Source organism: Sphingobium boeckii (genome assembly GCF_014199215.1).
GTDB lineage: Bacteria > Pseudomonadota > Alphaproteobacteria > Sphingomonadales > Sphingomonadaceae > Sphingobium_A > Sphingobium_A boeckii.
In genome coordinates, this window is record NZ_JACIJC010000007.1 from 1 (window position 1) to 18,456 (window position 18,456).

Genomic DNA, 18,456 nt, shown 5'->3' on the forward strand with positions numbered 1-18,456 from the left:
GACCGACACGCTCACCAAGCTCGCCAATGGTTATCCCGCGAACAGTGTCGGTGACCTCATGCCCTGGACCAACGTGGGCTGAGAACATCGCTTACGGACCGACGGCGCTGGACGGTGGAGCAGAAGCTGGCGGTGCTGCGGGATGCCTTTGGTCCGCAAGGCTGTGTGCGCACCGCGATCGAACGGCATGATGTTGGCAGCGGTTCGATCTACACCTGGCGGCGTCAGGCAATGTCGGGTGAACTTGGCGGTGCTCGCCTGCCGATCGGGCCAGCATTTGCCGAGGTCCAGATCAGCGAACCGCCAGCGTTATCCGCTCCGCCGGTCGCCGCTGCCTTCGGCGGCCTGATTGGGATCGATCTGCCGTCAGGTATCCGGGTGTTGGTGGACGCCAAGGTCGATGCTGATGCTTTGGCACGGGTGATCGGTGTCCTGACGCGATGATCCCATTGTCTCCCCCGACGTAATCATCCAGCGATGCCGGCAGCAAAAAGTCCTGCCTACGGTCTTGCTCTTCAACAAAACGGCCCATGTCAAAGCTTCCCGAAATCCGGGATAACTCTACCATGAAATGGTGTTTTTACACAGCCTCGGTCGAAAGTCGCCGTAAAAGCGGACGGTCTGCACATGGGGAGCGACAATTGGTTCTGAGCGTCTGGGAATGGTCGGATCTTAACTGTCTGCTCTTTACACAAACGCTCCTGTCGGTTTGACATCGATAATTACGGGTCGGCGATGCACCAATGGATTGCATCGCTGACAAAAGGGGATGCTGCATGATATTTTTCAAGAACAAGTCAGTGGACGGGTCATAGCCGAATTCAGCCAAAGTGGGTCCATTCGCCTCCAGTCACATCCGTCTCTGTATTATGGACAAAAAATGGACATGTTGCGGTATCGTAACGAATATCCAACGCTAAGCCATTGATATTGCTGGTGACCCCTACGAGAATCGAACTCGTGTTTTCGCCGTGAGAGGGCGACGTCCTAACCGCTAGACGAAGGGGCCAGTCTGGACCAAGTGGCGGCCAATATGGCGCGGGCACGTCGCAGTCAAGCGATCTTGATTTGGGATCGCATCGCTTGGCTCATCCCCGCGACCGCCATTTTGTGGTTGGCCTGAGACTTCTGGATTGCGCGGCTCAGGACCGATTGCTGCTTACGGGAATAGCGATGGCTTGATGCAATGGCGTTGAAAGGAGACGACCATAAGCGCTAACCGGCGGCAAAAAGGGAGCGTGTGAACGGAATTGGGCACCAGCACAATTGGCTAAAAGCCTATGTTTGACGTATTAGATGCTGCGAACCACAGTCCCACGAGGTCAGTGACACGTCGATCAATGGTCAAATAACTCTGTCCGCCGATTGACACGTCACTTGCCCGACGCCGCGATTGGCGAAAGGCGTCAGCCGTGCAGATCGATCTCGAGCCGTTCTCGCACTTTGGGGCTGAATAACGTCTCCACGTCGCCGACGAATTTCTGCGCGATGCTGCCGACACCAAAGGAAATGCTGTAGCCCCGGAGCAGGCGACTGTTCGTAATGCCCTTGAGTTCCACGGTTTTGCTCGAGAGCAGCAACCCACGCAGCATGTTGCAGATCTGTTCGGCGTCTTCCTTGCCCACCAAGCGAATTGTGACGTGCGTCAATTGCTCTGGATTTTTGTCGGCCAACTGATCAATCCTTAAAATAGAAAGCCGCGCTCTTTCCGCGGCCCAGATCCCCGCATCGCACTGATGTGTTCGTTGGAGGCCCGATACACAAGCTTGGGCTCCGCTGAAAGACCGCGGTTTATCATCCGACAGGGCGGCGGTTGATCTAGGCACAATCGCTTGTTCATAACGATAGTGAAATGTGGCCTGCAGGCAACACGCAGTTCGGAAAAAGCGTAGTCTTTTGTTCTTGTACGATTGTAAGCGTTGACCGTGAGGCATTTTGAGGAAAGGTTTGAGTTGGGAGGGCGTGTAACAGGGAGTTTTTACCTTGAGCCATCCAACGTCAAAAGCCATGTTCTGTTCAGGCGTCTCGCTCGTCGCTGCTCTGGCCTTGGCTTCTCCGTCTTTCGCCCAAAATTCTTCTCAAGCCGAAGATGAGGCCATAGCCTCATCTCCCGATGAGATCGTCGTCACCGGGTCCCGCATCGCGCGCCCGGAACTCGACGTGGCAAACCCCATCGTTACCGTAACGGCTCAGGCGATCGAGAATACCGGCCAGATCAACATTACCGACGTGCTTACTCGCAATCCAGCGCTGACGGCGTCGGTTGGTGGCTCGTTATCCGGTGGTGCCGATGCCGGATTTGGCGAGACGGGTGCCAATTTGCTGGATCTGCGTAATCTGGGCACAAACCGCACTTTGGTCTTGGTAAACGGTCGGCGTCATGTCGCGGGCGTTCCCGACAGCGCGGCGGTCGATATCAACTCGATCCCGCAAGACCTGATCGAGCGGGTAGATGTGCTGACGGGCGGTGCGTCGGCCGTATATGGCGCTGACGGCGTTTCGGGCGTGGTAAACTTCGTTTTGAAGCAGAAGTTCGAAGGTTTGATCGCGCGCGGGCAAGCCGGGATTTCTAGCCGTGGGGATGCGGGGCAACGCTTCGGTTCGATTGTAGCGGGGACAAACTTCGCCGATGATCGTGGCAATGTCACCCTGGCATATGAATATAGCAAAAACGATCGGCTCAGCAGCTTCGACCGTTCATTCTCCGGAGACCCCGCAAAGAATTTCGCGCTCTATCGCGACCTCGATGATTTTCCGGATGATCCCGCCGTGATCGACCGCATCCTGTATAATAATCTGACATGGGCCGATAGCGCGCCAGATGGCGCGGTCGATCTGGATCTCGATGGCATTCCCGATTTTACGGGAAGCGGGCTAGCTTACGACAGGGGCTTATCGATTCCGTCATCCGGCGGGCGGGCAGTCGGAGGCTCCAATACCCCGACTGCGGGTTATTTTGGCGATCTTTTACCAAGCAACGAACGCCATGCCGGCAACCTTCTGGCCAGTTTCGAAGTCTCGCCCGCTCTAAGGCTGTTTGGCGAAGCGAAGTTTGTTCGCACCGATGCGTTCTCAGTCGGCCAGCCGAGCTTTGATTTTTTCACATTTCTCGCTCCGGACAATGCTTATCTCAATGACAGATTTGGTATCGGGGCCGCTCCCGATGGCGCATTAATTTCCAGAGACAATTTCGATTTCGGCATTCGCGGCGAAACCATTCGGCGCGAAACGGCCCGGTTCGTCGTTGGCGCTGATGGCGATATATCGGACAATGCTCGCTACGAACTTTCCTATGTCTATGGTCAGACAAAGTCCCGGAGCACGCAAACTTCCAACTTAATTGCCGATCGCTATTTCGCCGCACTCGATGCGGTGGTCGATCCCGGCACCGGCAACATCGTGTGCCGGTCCACCCTGGATCCGGCGTCGAATATCGATCCCAATAATTTCGATGCGCCGGCAACGACCTTCACGCCCGGTACGGGCAGTATCTGTCGACCGCTGAATGTCCTGGGAAGCGGCGTCGCGTCTCCTGAGGCCTTGGCGTTCGTACTGGCGGACAATATGACGCGCTCGATCATCAAGCAGCACGTCGTTTCCGGTTCGGTGACTGGCGATTTCGATGCTTTGTTCAAACTACCCGGCGGGTCGCTTGGATTTGCCGTAGGCGCTGAATACCGTAAGGAATCAAGTCTTCAGACGCCCGACATAGCGATCCAGAACGGCGAATTTCGCGACTTTGCGGCTATTCCGATCAGCGGTGGCAAGTTCGATGTCAAGGAAGCATTCGCCGAGTTGAACGCGCCCATCCTGGCGGATATGCCGTTTGCGCATCTGCTCTCGGTTTCTGCGGCCATTCGGTTTTCGGATTATTCCACGGTTGGTAATACAACGACGTGGAAGTTCGACGGCATATATGCTCCGGTACCTGACGTCCGCTTCCGGGGCTCTTATTCCCAGGCGGTACGCGCGCCTAATATCGGAGAGCTGTTTTTGCCCGCGACTGGTACTTTCGGTTTCGTAACCGATCCATGCGACGTTCAGCGCCTTGGCGAGGGCACACAATATCGTGCAGCAAATTGTGCTGCGATATTGTCAGGATTGGGACTGACACCTGCGCAGATCGCCGGGTTCAGCCCCTCGACTGATTCGGAGGCGACGACGTCGCGCCGTGGCACTGTCGGCGGCAATTCCGGCCTGCGGGAGGAAACCGCAAAAACCTGGACGGCGGGCGTCGTGATCCAGCCAAGCTTCATTCCGCGCTTGTCGATCACGTTCGACTGGTATGATATCAGGATCAAGGGTGCGGTGAATACGCCGACGCCAACGGAGTTGGCCGATCTATGCGTCGATCAGCCGAGCGTGGACAATATCTATTGCGCAAACGTCTTTCGCGAAGCCGGCACCGGTTTCGTTCTGGGTGATGGCAGCGATCCACAACGTCGCATCGGTTTCAACGTGCGTCCGGAGAACGTGGCGGCATTCAAGACAGCCGGGGCGGATTTCTCTATTCGATATCGTTTGCCGGAATTCGGATACGGTAATTTCCAGCTCAATTTGGTTGGAGGCTATCTCGACAAGATTGAATTTGTCCCGACGCTGGGAGCGGATACGGACAACGACATCCTGGAGGCCTACAACCCCAGATGGCGCCTCAATGGCAGCGTGGACTGGCAGCTCAACGACGTATCAATCTCGTATAACATGGCGTATTTCAGCAAAACTCGCCGTTTTACGACCGAGCAATTGGCGGCAAATCCCGACATCTCGGATCCCAAATATTTCTTCTACAAAGAGCGTTGGGAGCATGATCTGCGCTTGAGCGTGGATGTGGGCGATCGGTTTACGCTTTATGGCGGGGTCAATAACATATTTGATTCAAAGCCGTCATTTGATCAATTGAGTTATCCGGTCTCCGGCATTGGCCGGTTCTTATATGCTGGAGCCAAGGTAAAATTGGGCAAGCTGTTTTGAAAATAGGTCAGGGGGCTCCGGCCCCCTGACCATTTCATCGACAGGCTCTACTCCTGTGAGAATTGCCTCAAGCTGGAGACTTGCGTGCCACCAGCTTGCCGACCGTGGTTTTGCCAGCATGAAATCACAAGGCGGCAGAAAACGATGCTCGACCTTTAACGGGATTCGGATGGGTGAGTTTCTTGGCGGATTGCGGCATGTGCTTCGGCGCGGGAAAACAGCAAAGCGAGATCTTCTCGGCTGACGTCAAAGGTCTCACCCAGATCCTCAAGCGCCCGATCGATATCTCCGATCATGAATCCCGAATCCGGCGCTGGCGCGACAGTCCGCCAAACCATCGGAACAGCGCGATGCGGATAGGAATGCCCGGAATACCGGTGGAGCAACCAGCCGATGAAAACGAGCAGCGCCGAATTCAACACATCGGGTGTGATCAACATTTCAGGATGACCGCCGAAAACATGACCCCCCAGCACAGCGCTCAGTGCGACCGCCCCGCCCGGCGGATGGAGGCAGCGTGACAGCGACATGACGAGAATAGCCGCCGATACGGCAACCGCTGCGGCCACGATAGGCGGATGGATCATACCGTTGATCGCGATCCCCGTAAGCGCAGAACTGACGTTTCCTCCGACGATCGACCACGGCTGCGCGAGTGGGCTGGAAGGCACCGCGAACAGAAGAACGGCCGACGCTCCGATCGGAGCGACCAGCCAGGGAAGCGACTCTGGACTCAACTGAACCGATGTCATCCCTACAAAGATGATGCCGATCATGGTGCCCAGGCACGCTATCAGCCGGTCACGCAGACTGCCGCCTGCTAGGAGCGGCGCAAACAAGCGCATGTATAGCGTAGGCGACGGAATGACGATGGTCCCGGATAGCTGAGGCGGTTGCACTGCCAATTTGTCCCGCGGCGCGCCAGAAAGCATTTGCTCGGTTCCCAGAAACTCTGCTTGGATCCTGATCGCACGGTCGCGGTCGGTAGAAACGGCGAGCCCTGATGGTTTCGCGGGCCAAGTTTCGATCGCAACGCATGAAGAACAGGGGCGGCGGTATCGGGTTTGAATCTGACAACGGACCAACGTGGTTGCGCGATTGCAGGAAATTGGCGCAGATATTTATTGCCTATAAAGAAAATTATCAAATGCATCATGGTTTAGAGTAAACAATAACCAAAATCGCGCGATAGTATTAGCGATCGTAGTATTAATATATTAATTTAGCGCATTCTGTTGTTATTAATTGAAAATCCGGAAGTTAGTTTTACGAATACTGAATTGAGTCGGATAAAATTCCGACGTGTTCAGGAGGGCGTATCATGGCTATTCAGGTAAAAGTCGCATCGGCTGATGAAAATGTCGCGAATTCTGTTGAGAAGACCGTAAACGGAGACCTCTCCCTCGCTCCTGGAAGCAAAGTGGCGTTGAACGTGTCCCAGGACATGATCGCAGGTTACGGCCGCGAAGGTGCTGATCTTATCGTGCAGTTGAAATCGGGTGAATCCATCCGGATCGCCAATTTTTACGCACCCTCGCCAACGCCGAGCCAGCTTTATCTGGTCGATGGAGATCAGGAACTTGTCCAGGCAGAATTATCGCCCGCGGCATCAAGCGGCGCGGTAATGGCGAGCTACACTTTCACGGGGATGCCCGCAGGGTTTGCTGCCTTCGCGACTGATACGGCCTCCAATGAGGACAGCGGCGGTGGATTCGGGATCGGCGCGATCCTGGGCGGGGTCGGACTCGCCGGCGGCGCACTGGCCCTTGCCGCGGGCGGCGGCGGCGGTGACGATCCACTTCCGCCGGCCTCCGCCCCACCTGCGGACACCACGGCGCCGGCTGCGGCCACCGGGCTGGTGATCAACGCTGCCGGGACGCAATTGACCGGAAACGCAGAGGCCGGCGCAACCGTGCGCGTGGACATCAATGGTGACGGCGTACCGGACGCCACGGCCAGCGTCGGAAGCAATGGGCAGTTCACGGTCGCGCTCAGCCCGCCGCTGACGAATGGTGAAACGGTCAGCGTCACGGTGCGCGATGCGGCCGGGAATGCGAGTCCTGCGGCGACCGTCACCGCATCCGATACCACTGCGCCGGCGCCCGCGAGCAATATCGATATATCGGACGATGGCGCGACGATTACAGGCAATGCCGAGCCCGGGGCCACAGTAAGCATCGATACGGATGGCGATGGCGATGCTGATGGCACTGCGACGGCCGGCACTGACGGCACCTTCGAAATTCCGCTTGTTCCGCCGCTGACCGATGGCGAGACGGTGACGGTCATCGTCACCGATCCCCGGGGGAATGACAGTGCGCCCGTCGATGTGACCGCGCCCGATCTGGTTCCGACCCCGCTCGCGCCGGCGATCGATCCCAGCAATGGCACGATCATCACCGGCACGGCCGAGGCGGGCAGCATTATCACGCTGACCGATGCCGGCGGTGCCGTGATCGGCACGGGCACGGCGAATGGCAATGGCGACTGGAGCATAACGCCCACGCCGCCCCTGGCAGACGGGACCGTGGTCACCGGCGTGGCGACCAACAGCGAGGGTGACAGCGGTCCGCCAGCGACGATCACGATCGATGCGATCGCGCCGGCCGCGCCCACGATCGATCCCAGCAACGGAACGCAGGTCACAGGCGGTGCTGAGGCCGGCGTGGCGATCACGCTGACCGACGCTGGCGGCGCCGCTATCGGCACGGTCACCGCGGACGCCAATGGCAATTGGACATTCGCGCCCGCGACGCCGCTTTCGGACGGCACGGTGATCAATGCAGTCGCGCGCGACGCGGCGGGCAATGTCAGCCTTCCCGCGATGACCGTTGTGGATGGGATCGCGCCGGGCGCGCCCGTGATCGAACCGAGCAATGGCACGATGATCAGCGGCGCGGCGGAAGCCGGCACAACCATTACGCTGACGGATGGCAATGGCGCGACCATCGGCACCACTGTTACGGGCAGCGGCGGACTCTGGTCGTTCACGCCCTCCACGGCGCTGGGCAACAGCACTGAGATCAACGCCACCGCCACTGATGAGGCGGGCAATGTCAGCCCGTCTGCATCGACCATCGTCGATAGCATCGCCCCGGCGGCCCCGACGATCGATCTGAGCGATGGCACGATATTGGTCGGCACAGCCGAAGCCGGCAGCACGATCATGCTCAGTGAAGCCGGTTCGACGATCGGCACGGCGATCGCAGATGGGAATGGTGATTGGACGTTCACGCCAGGATCGCCGCTGTTGGACGGCACGATCGTCAACGCGGCGGCCAGCGACGCTGCGGGCAACATTGGTCCCCAAGCGACTGTCACGATCGATGCCACTGCGCCGCTGCCGCCGGTGATCGACGCCAGCAATGGCGCGGTCTTGACCGGAACGGCAGAGGCCGGGAGCATCATCACACTGACGGATGGCACCAATGCACCGATCGGAACGACCAGCGCCAATGGCTCCGGCAACTGGACATTCACGCCGGGCGCGACGTTGCCGGATGCGACCACCGTGCGGGCGACGGCCACGGACGCCACCGGGAATGTCAGCCTGCCCGTCAGCGCGATCGTCGATAGCGGGGCTCCGGTGGCACCGACGATCGATCCCAGCAATGGCGTGCTGATCAGCGGCACAGCGGAAGCCGGTGCGCTGATCACGCTGAGCGATGGCGCGACCCAGATCGCCCAGGTCATCGCGGACGCCAACGGGGATTGGAGCGCGATACCATCGACGCCCGTAGCGCATGGCATCGTCGTCACCGCAGTCGCCCGCGACGCTGCCGGAAACGCGAGCCCCCCGGCAACGGTCACGATCGACAGCGTCGCGCCCGCGGCACCGGTGATCGATGCCAGCAATGGTGCAACCGTGAGCGGTATGGCCGAGGCGAACAGCCTCGTCACGCTTACCGATGGCAATGGCACGCCGCTTGGCGCGATCAGTGCGGATGGAGCCGGTAACTGGACCGCGACGCTCACGCCCGCGCTGGCGGATGGCGCGATCATACAAGCAACGGCAACCGATGCGGCAGGCAACGTCAGTTCGCCCGCCGCCGTGACCGTGGACGCAGTGCTGCCCGCAGCGCCCGTCATCGATCCGAGCGATGGCGATCTGTTTACGGGCACCGCCGAGGCCGGCAGCCTTGTGACCCTGACCGGGACCGGCATCAATGCGGCGGTCACGGCCGATGCGAATGGCGACTGGAGCTACACGGCATCGCCCCAGCTTGCCGACGGCGTTGTCGTGACGGCAACGGCGACGGACGCGGCGGGCAACGTCAGCCCTGCCGCCACCATCACCGTTGACGATGTGGCGCCAGCGGCACCCGACATCGGCGACAGCAATGGCGTCAATCTGGTCGGCACCGCCGAGGCGAATAGCGTGATCACCTTGACGGTGGGCGCTACCACGCTGGGGACGACCAATGCCGACGCTGCCGGCAATTGGTCTTTCCAGCCCAATCCCGCGCTCACCAACGGCGTGATTGTGAACGCCACGGCAACGGACGCCGCAGGCAATGAGAGCCTGCCGGGCAGCGCGATCATCGATACCAGCTTGCCATCCATTCCGGTGATCGATCCGAGCAATGGCACGGTGATCACGGGCACCGCGGATGCGGGTGACACCGTGACCCTGACAGACGGCAACGGCGATCCGATCGGGTCCGATGTGGTGGATGGTTCAGGCAATTGGAGCGTCACGCCGATAGTGCCGCTGCCCGATGGCAGTTTGATCGTTGCCGTGGCCGAGAATGGCGTCGGTACAGATAGCGCGCCGGCGACCAGCGTCGTGGATGCTGTGGCACCCGCTGCGCCCATTATCGACCCCAGCAACGGCGTAGAGATCGGCGGTGTCGCAGAGGCGGGCGCCCAGATATCGCTGACCGACGGTCTCGCTAACCCTATCGGCTCGACCGTGGCAGATGCGAATGGGAATTGGAGCTTCACACCCATCGTGCCGTTGCTCAATGGCGTGATCATCAGTGCTACCGCGACGGATGCCGCGGGCAATATCAGCCCGCCGGATACCGAGACGGTGGATGCCATCGCGCCGGGGGTTCCGGTGATCAATCCCAGCAATGGCGTGATCCTGACGGGCACGGCAGAAGCGGGGAGCACGGTGACCCTGACCGGGACGGGCATCAACGCCGCCATCACCGCGGATGGCGCGGGCAATTGGACCTTCACGCCATCCCCCGCATTGGCGAACGGCGTGATCGTAAGCGCAACGGCGACAGACGCGGCGGGCAATATTGGCCCTGCCGGCACCGGCACGATCGACGCGCTGGCCCCGGCCGCGCCCGCCAACCTCGTGGTATCGGCCGATGGCACGACGCTGACCGGCAACGCCGAGGCCAACAGCCAGATACGGGTGATTGTCAATGGCGATACCGCCAATCCCGTGCTCGCAACGACCTCCGCGGGAGGAGTTTTCTCGGCCACCTTCACGCCGCCCTTGATCGCTGGGCAGGAATTGAGCGTCACCGCGACCGACGCCGCGCGCAATGTCAGCCCGTCTGCTTCTGCGGAGGCACCCGATCTTGCATTGCTCACGATCACCGTAGCGGAAGCGGCCGACGGCTATATCAACGCCGCCGAGATCGGAAACGGCATACAGGTCAATGTCGGCCTGACCGGTGGGACCGACGCGGGCGATATCGTCACGGTGCGCTTCACCGGGCAGAATGGCTATGTGGCGGACCAGCTTCATACGGTTACCGCAGCAGAACGCACCGCGGGGAATTTCAATCTCACGCTCACGCCGCCCGTTAACATGGCCGCCTATCCTGAAGGCGCGTCTTCGATCTCCGCCAGCGTCAGCGGCGGGCCGGCCTCGGCGGCGGTCGCCTTCACCGTGGATACGATCCGGCCGGCGACCCCGGTGCTGTCTCTGGTCGCCAATGTCCTGACGGTTTCAGCCGAACCCGGCACGGAATTGACGGTCAGCGTCAATATCGGCGGCGTGGTGGCCGATGTGCAGGTCACGGTGGACAATAGCGGGCTTGCCTCGCTCGATTTGTTGACCGATCTCGATATCGATCTCACCTGGGATCAATTGCTGAACACGTCGGTCAGCGTGCGCGGCGAGGATCCGGCAGGCAACCCCAGCAATGTAGCCACCATCGGCATCGGCAACGTCCTGGATGGCCAACTTGTCACGCTTGGCAATTTCGGACTCTATTCGAACCTGAATATCTTCCAGGGACCGCTGGCGCTCGGCGTCAATGGTACGACTGAGCCGGGCGGGAGTGTCAGAGTGGAGGCAACGCTTGCGGGCGCGGTCGTCACGCTCAATCCCACCGTGCAGCCCGATGGGAATTTCCAGATCAATCTGCTTGGCGGACTGGGTCTCAATCTGACCCAATTGCTCAACTTGAGCACGGGCGGCGGTCTGTTGAGCCTGAACCTGATCGCGACGGACGGTTTCGGCAATGACAGCGCCGCTTATGGATTGACGATCGGTGGACCGAACGGCCTGCTCAATCTGGGCGCGATCACGATCACCGGGACCGGAGGAAACGATGTTCTATCCGGCACCGATGGCTCTTCGGAGGCAATCAATGCGGGTGCCGGATCGGATGCGATCTTGCATGTTGGCAGTGGTGACAGCGTGGTGGCCGGCGATGGCAATGACACGATCGAAATCGTCGCTGCCAATTTCACAACGATCAATGGCGGCGCGGGCTTCGACACCATCCTGTTCGATAATGGGATCGACCTGGATTATAACGCGCCCGGCATCGGCAGTTTCTCCAATATCGAGCGTATCGATCTGGGAAGCGGGGATAGCGGGAGCGCATTGACGCTGACCGCCACCGAAGTGGACGCCATCACCGATGCGGGCAATGTCCTCCAGATTACCGGAGAATCCAATGACACGCTGAACGTGATCGGCGCCGTGGATACGGGCGCGACCCAGACCTTGGGCGGCCTCGTTTATGATGTCTACACCTTCGGTGCCACGACCCTGCTGGTGGAGGATAACACCGTGATGGTGGTGCATTGAACGTCCGAAAGGGGGGCGAAGCATGGGCGTTCAGGCTTGTGAGACCGGTGGCCGCATTGCTGGTGGCCTGTTTCCCCGCCGCGGCATGGGGCGCACCGATCGAAGAGGCGGTCCGCAAGGGGTTGGCAATCAACCCCGAAGTGCGCGCGGCCCAGTCCGATGCGAAGGCCGCCGATACGGATGTGGAAATCGCCAAGGGCGGTTATTACCCTTCCGTGTCCGTATCGGGCGGGCCGCGTTCGATCGATCTGGATGGCGTGGCCTATGACGTGACCGCGGCGCAGATGCTGTATGATTGGGGGCGCGTCGGCAGCACGGTGGACAGCGCCAGGGCGGCGCGGCGCAAGCTGGATCAGCAAGCGCTGGTCAAGATCGACGAGGCCGCGCTGGATATCGTGGAGACCTATCTCGATATCCTGGTCACGGAGCGGCAGATCGACGCGCTCAATGCGCACATCCGACGGCTCGACGAGATCAAGGATATGACCGAGGCGCGCAGCGAAGGCGGCTATGCCGATCGCAGCGAAGCCGAACGCGCCGATCTGGAAATGGCGCGCGCATGGGAACAGCTTGCCGTGGAACAGGGCGCGCTCCGCGATGCGCGCAGCCAATATCGCCTGTTGGTGGGTGACGAGGCCGACGGGCTGGAAGAGCCGTCGCCGGCATCCGTGCCCGGCTATGTCGCCAGAAGCGATCTGACGGCGATCATTCTGGATTCTCCGGTATATCGTCGCGCGCTGGAGGATACGAAGTCGGCGCAGGCCAGTCTGAAAGAGGCCAGATCATCACTGCTGCCGCAACTCAACCTCGAAGCGTCCACGGTGCGGCGCGATATCGGGGGGCGAGCGGAAAATGACTCGGTGATCGCTTTGCGGTTCCGGATGAACAATCTCCAGGGATTCTCGAATTTCCTTCGTCCCAAAGGTGCCCGTCAGCGCGTGGAATCGGCGCAGTGGAACGAGGCCGCCGTTCAGCGAGAGACAAGGCGGCAGGTGCAGAATCTGTTCGACAGCGCGGATATGATGCGTTGGCGCGAAGAGGCGTTGCGTCGTCAGATCAAGACGTCGGATGAGGTGGGCGGCACCTATCTGGAGCAGTTCAAGGTCGGGCGGCGCGATGTGATCGATCTGCTGAGCGTGCAGCGCGAACGCTTCGATGCGGATCGTCAGTTGATCAGCCTGCATATCGATGAACTGCGGGTCCAGTACCGTGCCGCCGCCAAGCTGGGGCTGATCGGCCCGCTTCTCGAAAATGGATTGCGCTGATGCCAAACACTGATCCTCTGCGCGATGGCCTCGTGCTGCTGTGCGCGCTGCTGGGCCGGCAGACCAATGCCGCCGAACTGGGCGATGGCCTGCCGCTGGAGCAGGGAAGGCTGCCGCTGAACATGGTGGCGCGCGCGCTCCGCCGGATCGATATCGCAGCGCGCGTGGCACTGCATGATCTGCGCGATATCGAAACATATCTCATGCCCGCGCTGCTGATCCTGAACGATGGACGCGGCCTCATCCTCACGCGCCTGTCCGATGATGCGGCCGATGTCCTCGTTCCCGACAGCGGCGGCGGTCAGCAACGCATGACGCTGGCGGCACTGGACGCGCTTTACAGCGGCACGACCGTGTTCGCAAAGGCCCGATATCGCGACGATGGCCGCACGGGCGGCTTTGCCGCGACCACGGGCGAGCATTGGTTCTTCGGCACACTCAAGCGCTATCGGCGCGATTATGCGGAAGTGGCGCTCGCCGCGATGATGGCCAATCTGCTCGCGATCGGCTCGGCGCTGTTTGCGATGCAAGTCTACGATCGGGTGGTGCCCAATGCGGCGTTCGATACGCTGTGGATCCTCGCCAGCGGCGTCGCGCTCGCCATCCTGCTTGAAGCGGTGTTGCGTATGATGCGGGCATCCTTGCTGGATAACATGGGCAAGAGGCTCGATCTCAAGCTCTCCTCCCAATTGTTCGAACGCGTGCTGAATACGCGGTTGTCCGCCAAGCCGCCCTCCCTGGGTGCCTTCAGCACGCAGATTCGGGAGTTCGAATCCGTGCGGGAGTTTTTCACCTCGTCAAGCGCGGCGGTGATCAGCGATTTGCCCTTCGTTCTGGTGTTTCTGATCATCATCGCCCTGATCGGTGGACCGATCGTGTGGGTGCCAGTGGGGGCCATTGCCCTGATCCTCATTCCCGGCCTGATCAGCCAGCGCAAGCTGGGGGCGCTGTCCCGCCGCAATCTGCGCGAAGGCGCGGTGAAAAATTCGATCCTGCTCGAATCGATCGAGAATCTGGAGACGGTGAAAGCCGCGCGGGCCGAGGGGCGCTGCCTCCGTCTCTGGGAAGACCTCACCGCCGAACTGGCGAGCACCGCCACGCGCACCAGCGCGCTGGCCACCGCGCTCAGCTACAGCGCCTCGATGGTCGCCCAGCTCTGCTATGTCGGTGTGGTGGTCTATGGGGTGTACCGGATCAGCGATGGCGCGATGACGGTGGGGGCGCTGATCGCCTGCTCCATCCTCGCCTCGCGCGGAATCGCCCCGATGTCGCAAGCGGCGAGCATCCTTGGTCGTTGGCAGCATATCAGGGTCGCGCTCGAAGGGCTTGATCAGTTGATGAACGCGCCCACGGAGCGGCCGCAGGGCATCGTCTTCATTCGGAAGGAGCGGCTGGCGGGTGCCTATTTTCTCGAAGAATTGAAGCTGCAATATGGTGACAGTCCGCCGGTGGTGAACGTGGCGAAGCTCGTGATCCACGCGGGCGAGCGCGTAGCGCTGCTGGGCGGAAATGGTGCCGGAAAATCGACCCTGCTCCGGCTTCTGTCTGGTCTGGCCGATCCCGCATCGGGGCGGCTGATGCTGGATGATGCGCGTATGAGCGCTATCGATCCGGCGGACCGGCGTCGTGCCATCGGCTATCTTCCGCAGGATGTGGCGTTGCTGCACGGCAGTCTGCGCGAAAACCTCAATCTGGAGGGCGCGGCGCTCAGCGATGATGATCTGTTCGAGGCACTGGATGGCGTGGGCCTCGGCGCATTCGTCCGCGCCAATCCGTTGGGCCTGGACATGCCTATTCTGGGGAGCGGGAGCTTTTCGGGTGGACAGCGTCAGGCCGTGGGACTCGCGCGTGTGCTGCTGCAGGATCCCCGGATCGTGCTGTTGGATGAACCCACCGCCTTTTTCGATCAGGGCAGCGAGAAGCATGTGATCGATTACCTGCAGAATTGGCTGGGTGACCGCACGCTGATCGCCACCACACACAAGAAGAGTCTGCTCGTTCTGGTGGATCGCGCCATTGTGCTGCGGCAGGGGCGGGTAATTATGGACGGGCCGCTGGATTCGATCGTGACGGGTCATCGGGTGCAAGTGACAGCGGAGGAGAGCGTCAATGCGCGTTAGGCCGTCCCCATCCGATCACCTCCGGCGCGAGCTGGCGGACCCGTTCCTCACGGACGCCCATCCCCGCTCAAGACTTCTCTTGTGGACGATCTTCGGCTGCCTCGTCCTGTTCATCGGCTGGGCCGCATGGGCGCAACTGGATCAGGTGACGCGCGGCGAAGGGCGGATCGTGCCCTATAGCCGGCTTCAGAAAATCCAGAGCCTGGAAGGCGGCATATTGGAGGCGCTTCTGGTGAAGGAGGGGGATCTGGTTCAGGTCGGGCAACCGCTCGCCCGGCTCGATCCCACCCGTTTTCGCACATCCTTCATGGAATCTTCCAACCAGTCGGTGGTGTTGAAAGCGGCGATCGCGCGTCTGGAAGCGGAAGTGCTGGGGAGAGGAGCGATCGCCTTTCCAGGCGATGTCCCGGCGAATGGACCGCTGGCGCGATCGGAGCTGGAGCTGTTCCGGTCCCGGCAAGACAAGTTGCGCGAGGGGGCCGGGTCCATCACGCAGCAGATCCACATCGCGGAGAGCCAGCTTAACATTGTCCGCCCCCTCGCGGCGCGCAAGGTGGTGAGCGAGATGGAGGCGCTGAAACTCAGCCAGGATATCGCCACACTCAACGGCAAGCTGGCGGAATTGAAGAACAGCTATGCCCAGGAAGCCTATACCGAGCTTTCCACCAAAAAAGCCGAATTGAGCGCGCTCGATCCGATCGTCCAGCAACGTCAGGATCAGCTTCGCCGGACCGAAATCCTCTCGCCCGTGCGCGGCCGCGTGAACAAGATCGTGATCAATACGCGCGGGGGCGTGATCCAGCCCGGCGAGCCGATCATGGAAGTGACCCCGGTGGAAGAACGCCTGCTGGTGGAAGCGAAGATCAAGCCGCGCGATGTGGCGTTTCTCGTGCCGGGCATGGCCGCCAAGGTGAAGATCACCGCTTATGATTACACCGTCTACGGCGATTTGCACGGAACGCTGGAGCAAATTAGCCCCGACACGATCGAGGAGGATACCCCGCGGGGCAAGGAATCCTATTATCAGGTGGTCATCAAAACGGATGGCACGCAATTGGTGCGTGGACGGGAAGTGCTGCCGATCATTCCGGGCATGGTGGCGGAGGTGGATATCTTGAGCGGCAAACGCAGTGTGCTCAACTATCTGCTTCGGCCGCTGCTCAAAGCGCGGCTGGAATAGCTTCCTGCCGCGCAATCAGCCTGGCTGTACCAACGAAGATATAGCCGATGCCTCTGGCCGACCGCAGCGGAAACGGCTCGGCGATTTCTAGCTCAACCTTGCTGCGCAATTTGGAGATGACCACATCCAGGCTGCGGCTGCTGGTGGGCGTCCAGTTTCGCCGAAAGCCATGAAGATCTTCACGTTTCATAGGGGTGTGCGTCTGACGGAAGAGCGGCTCCAACACCGCCAGTTCCGCAGAAGACAGCGGGACGACTTGGCCGGCCGGTGCCACGAGACTTTGGCTTTCGAGATCCAGCACCCAGGCCTTGCCCCGATCAGCCTCTCGTGGCTGCATCGCGGTGTTTGAGAGGTAGCTGATGTTGGCCAATGCCGCGTTCAATTCCTCCACATGGACAGGCTTTTCGAGCAGGTTGCAGGCACCGGCCTTTCGGGCGGCAATGCGCTCCTCGCGGCTGAAATATTCGGTGAACAGGATGATCCCGATCAGCGAGCGCCTGCGAATTTCCGAGACGATGTTCAATTCCTGTTGCCGGGACGTGCACAAATCGAGGATGACCAGATCGAAATGGGACAATCCGATATTGGCGGGCACACATTCGCTCGTCCGCAAGTGATTCACCAATGATGTTCTGCCAGCCGTTACCTGTTCGACCAGTCTGGCCAGATGGGGGTTGTCGCTGATCAGCGCGATACGCATTCTCTCTCCATGATTCCAGGCCATCGATGCACCAAGCCGGGCTTCCATTTTCAAAGCGCGGTTCAATTGAACTAACAAAAAAGCGAGGATGATGCGGGATGATTGCGCCCATTCCGGTCGCTTGGAGAGCGAGCTTCAGAGGTGGCCGGGCCGGCAGTCGCATGACGCCATGGATTGCACGCCGAGTGCCTGCCGAGCAGCGGCGCGTTTCCGGCAAGTTCGGATTACGATCGAGGGCATCACACAGGCAATATTACATACGAAATGGTCGCAATTTTCAGATCCAACGCTCCAACGCCTTCATCACAATGAACGCGCACTTCGGCGAGTCGCCGGGCAATGTTTGAACTGTCGGGTTTGTAGAGCGTGATGACATTACCTGGCTCCGTCATTGCGAGGAGCGCAGCGACGCGGCAATCCAAGGTGGGCATAAATCGATCTGGATTGCTTCGCTACGCTCGCAATGACGGGTTGGATCGACCTAAAGTCGTCGCGCTCTAGGTTTGCGCCGATCGAGCGTTTTTGTGCCTCACTGGAAATGACCAGCCGGCTATCACCGTAATGGGGCCCGCCGCGAAGCCGAACGCCAACAACGCTCCCAGGGGTTGCGTCCCCAATGCGGTCGACACCGCACGCCAGACGTCGCTTGTGCCAGATAGCTGAAAACCGACGATCTGGATCATGATCACGCCCAGCGCCACCGCCCAGGGGCGGCCGGCCCGAGGATCGCGACGCCATAGCCAGAGGGCGATTAATCCGGCAATGAGATTGGCCATCTGGACGCCCCAACCGAAAATCGGAAAATCCTGCGGCCCCCGAATGATGAGACCGGGGACGGTTTTGTTGATCACCCGGCCGAGCACGGGGCTGAGCAGCATCAGCGCGGTCGACAGCATGTAGGACGAGTGCAGCCGCACCGCGCGACGATGTCGAAGCGCCATGCCCACCGAATAGAGCACGGCACCGAACGCCAGCCAGTCGATGAAGGCGAGCGGCGCCCCCCACAGAGCATAGAATGGATCGCCGCCAACTGTCCCGATCGCCATCGAATGGATCACGCCCATCGATCCTGCGCCGAACAAGGGGACCGCCACGAAAGTCGCCTGTCCCAACCTGCGATGGAAAGCAATTTGGCCGCGATGAGGCGTCATGCTCTGCGCGAGAAGCAGCAGCATCCACAACGAAGCCGTGACTCCATGGATATGAAATCCCAG

General features: G+C 60.5%; 10 protein-coding genes and 1 tRNA gene. 6 read left to right on the plus strand and 5 right to left on the minus strand.

The annotated features are described in order from the left end of the window. Positions 1 to 78 precede the first annotated feature (78 nt). Positions 79 to 444, plus strand: coding sequence for a transposase (locus tag FHS49_RS18305; RefSeq protein ID WP_221240585.1), 366 nt, complete (start codon positions 79 to 81; stop codon positions 442 to 444). A 490-nt stretch (positions 445 to 934) separates the two neighbouring features. Here FHS49_RS18305 and FHS49_RS18310 read toward each other — a convergent pair. Together FHS49_RS18310 and FHS49_RS18315 are read right to left on the minus strand one after the other, a co-directional pair. Then, a tRNA-Glu gene (locus FHS49_RS18310) sits at positions 935 to 1,009 on the minus strand. Between the two features lie 397 nt (positions 1,010 to 1,406). Continuing rightward, entirely contained in the window at positions 1,407 to 1,673 is a 267-nt protein-coding gene (locus tag FHS49_RS18315; protein ID WP_184021742.1) for a hypothetical protein, read from the minus strand. A 310-nt stretch (positions 1,674 to 1,983) separates the two neighbouring features. On the opposite strand from FHS49_RS18315, the gene FHS49_RS18320 reads away from it, so the two are divergent. Beyond that, the gene (locus FHS49_RS18320) at positions 1,984 to 4,974 is read left to right on the plus strand and encodes a TonB-dependent receptor plug domain-containing protein (RefSeq protein WP_246351025.1); all 2,991 of its coding nucleotides are present in this window, start codon (positions 1,984 to 1,986) and stop codon (positions 4,972 to 4,974) included. 155 nt (positions 4,975 to 5,129) lie between these two features. Here FHS49_RS18320 and FHS49_RS18325 read toward each other — a convergent pair whose 3' ends face one another. Beyond that, the gene (locus FHS49_RS18325) at positions 5,130 to 5,819 is read right to left on the minus strand and encodes an HPP family protein (RefSeq protein WP_184021842.1); all 690 of its coding nucleotides are present in this window, start codon (positions 5,817 to 5,819) and stop codon (positions 5,130 to 5,132) included. Between the two features lie 476 nt (positions 5,820 to 6,295). Here FHS49_RS18325 and FHS49_RS18330 point away from each other — a divergent pair, with 476 nt between their 5' ends. From FHS49_RS18330 to FHS49_RS18345, 4 genes are all read left to right on the plus strand, one after another. Next, positions 6,296 to 11,977: an Ig-like domain-containing protein gene (locus FHS49_RS18330; RefSeq protein WP_184021745.1), complete on the plus strand. Its 5,682-nt coding sequence runs from the start codon at positions 6,296 to 6,298 to the stop codon at positions 11,975 to 11,977. A gap of 47 nt (positions 11,978 to 12,024) precedes the next feature. After that, the gene (locus FHS49_RS18335) at positions 12,025 to 13,242 is read left to right on the plus strand and encodes a TolC family protein (protein ID WP_221240583.1); all 1,218 of its coding nucleotides are present in this window, start codon (positions 12,025 to 12,027) and stop codon (positions 13,240 to 13,242) included. Then, the gene (locus FHS49_RS18340; RefSeq protein ID WP_184021751.1) at positions 13,242 to 15,362 is read left to right on the plus strand and encodes a type I secretion system permease/ATPase; all 2,121 of its coding nucleotides are present in this window, start codon (positions 13,242 to 13,244) and stop codon (positions 15,360 to 15,362) included. The genes FHS49_RS18335 and FHS49_RS18340 overlap by 1 nt, the downstream gene beginning before the upstream one ends. A gap of 79 nt (positions 15,363 to 15,441) precedes the next feature. Next, positions 15,442 to 16,542 (plus strand): beta-barrel domain-containing protein, encoded by a 1,101-nt coding sequence (locus FHS49_RS18345; RefSeq protein ID WP_246351027.1) that lies wholly within the window; start codon positions 15,442 to 15,444, stop codon positions 16,540 to 16,542. On the opposite strand, the gene FHS49_RS18350 is transcribed toward FHS49_RS18345, so the two are convergent. Both FHS49_RS18350 and FHS49_RS18355 read right to left on the minus strand, forming a co-directional pair. After that, on the minus strand, positions 16,523 to 17,242 hold the full coding sequence (locus FHS49_RS18350) for a response regulator transcription factor (protein WP_184021757.1): 720 nt from the start codon (positions 17,240 to 17,242) through the stop codon (positions 16,523 to 16,525). The two genes, FHS49_RS18345 and FHS49_RS18350, sit on opposite strands and share 20 nt — an antisense overlap. A 497-nt stretch (positions 17,243 to 17,739) precedes the next feature. Beyond that, on the minus strand, positions 17,740 to 18,423 hold the full coding sequence (locus FHS49_RS18355; protein ID WP_184021762.1) for a hypothetical protein: 684 nt from the start codon (positions 18,421 to 18,423) through the stop codon (positions 17,740 to 17,742). Between the last annotated feature and the right edge of the window lie 33 nt (positions 18,424 to 18,456).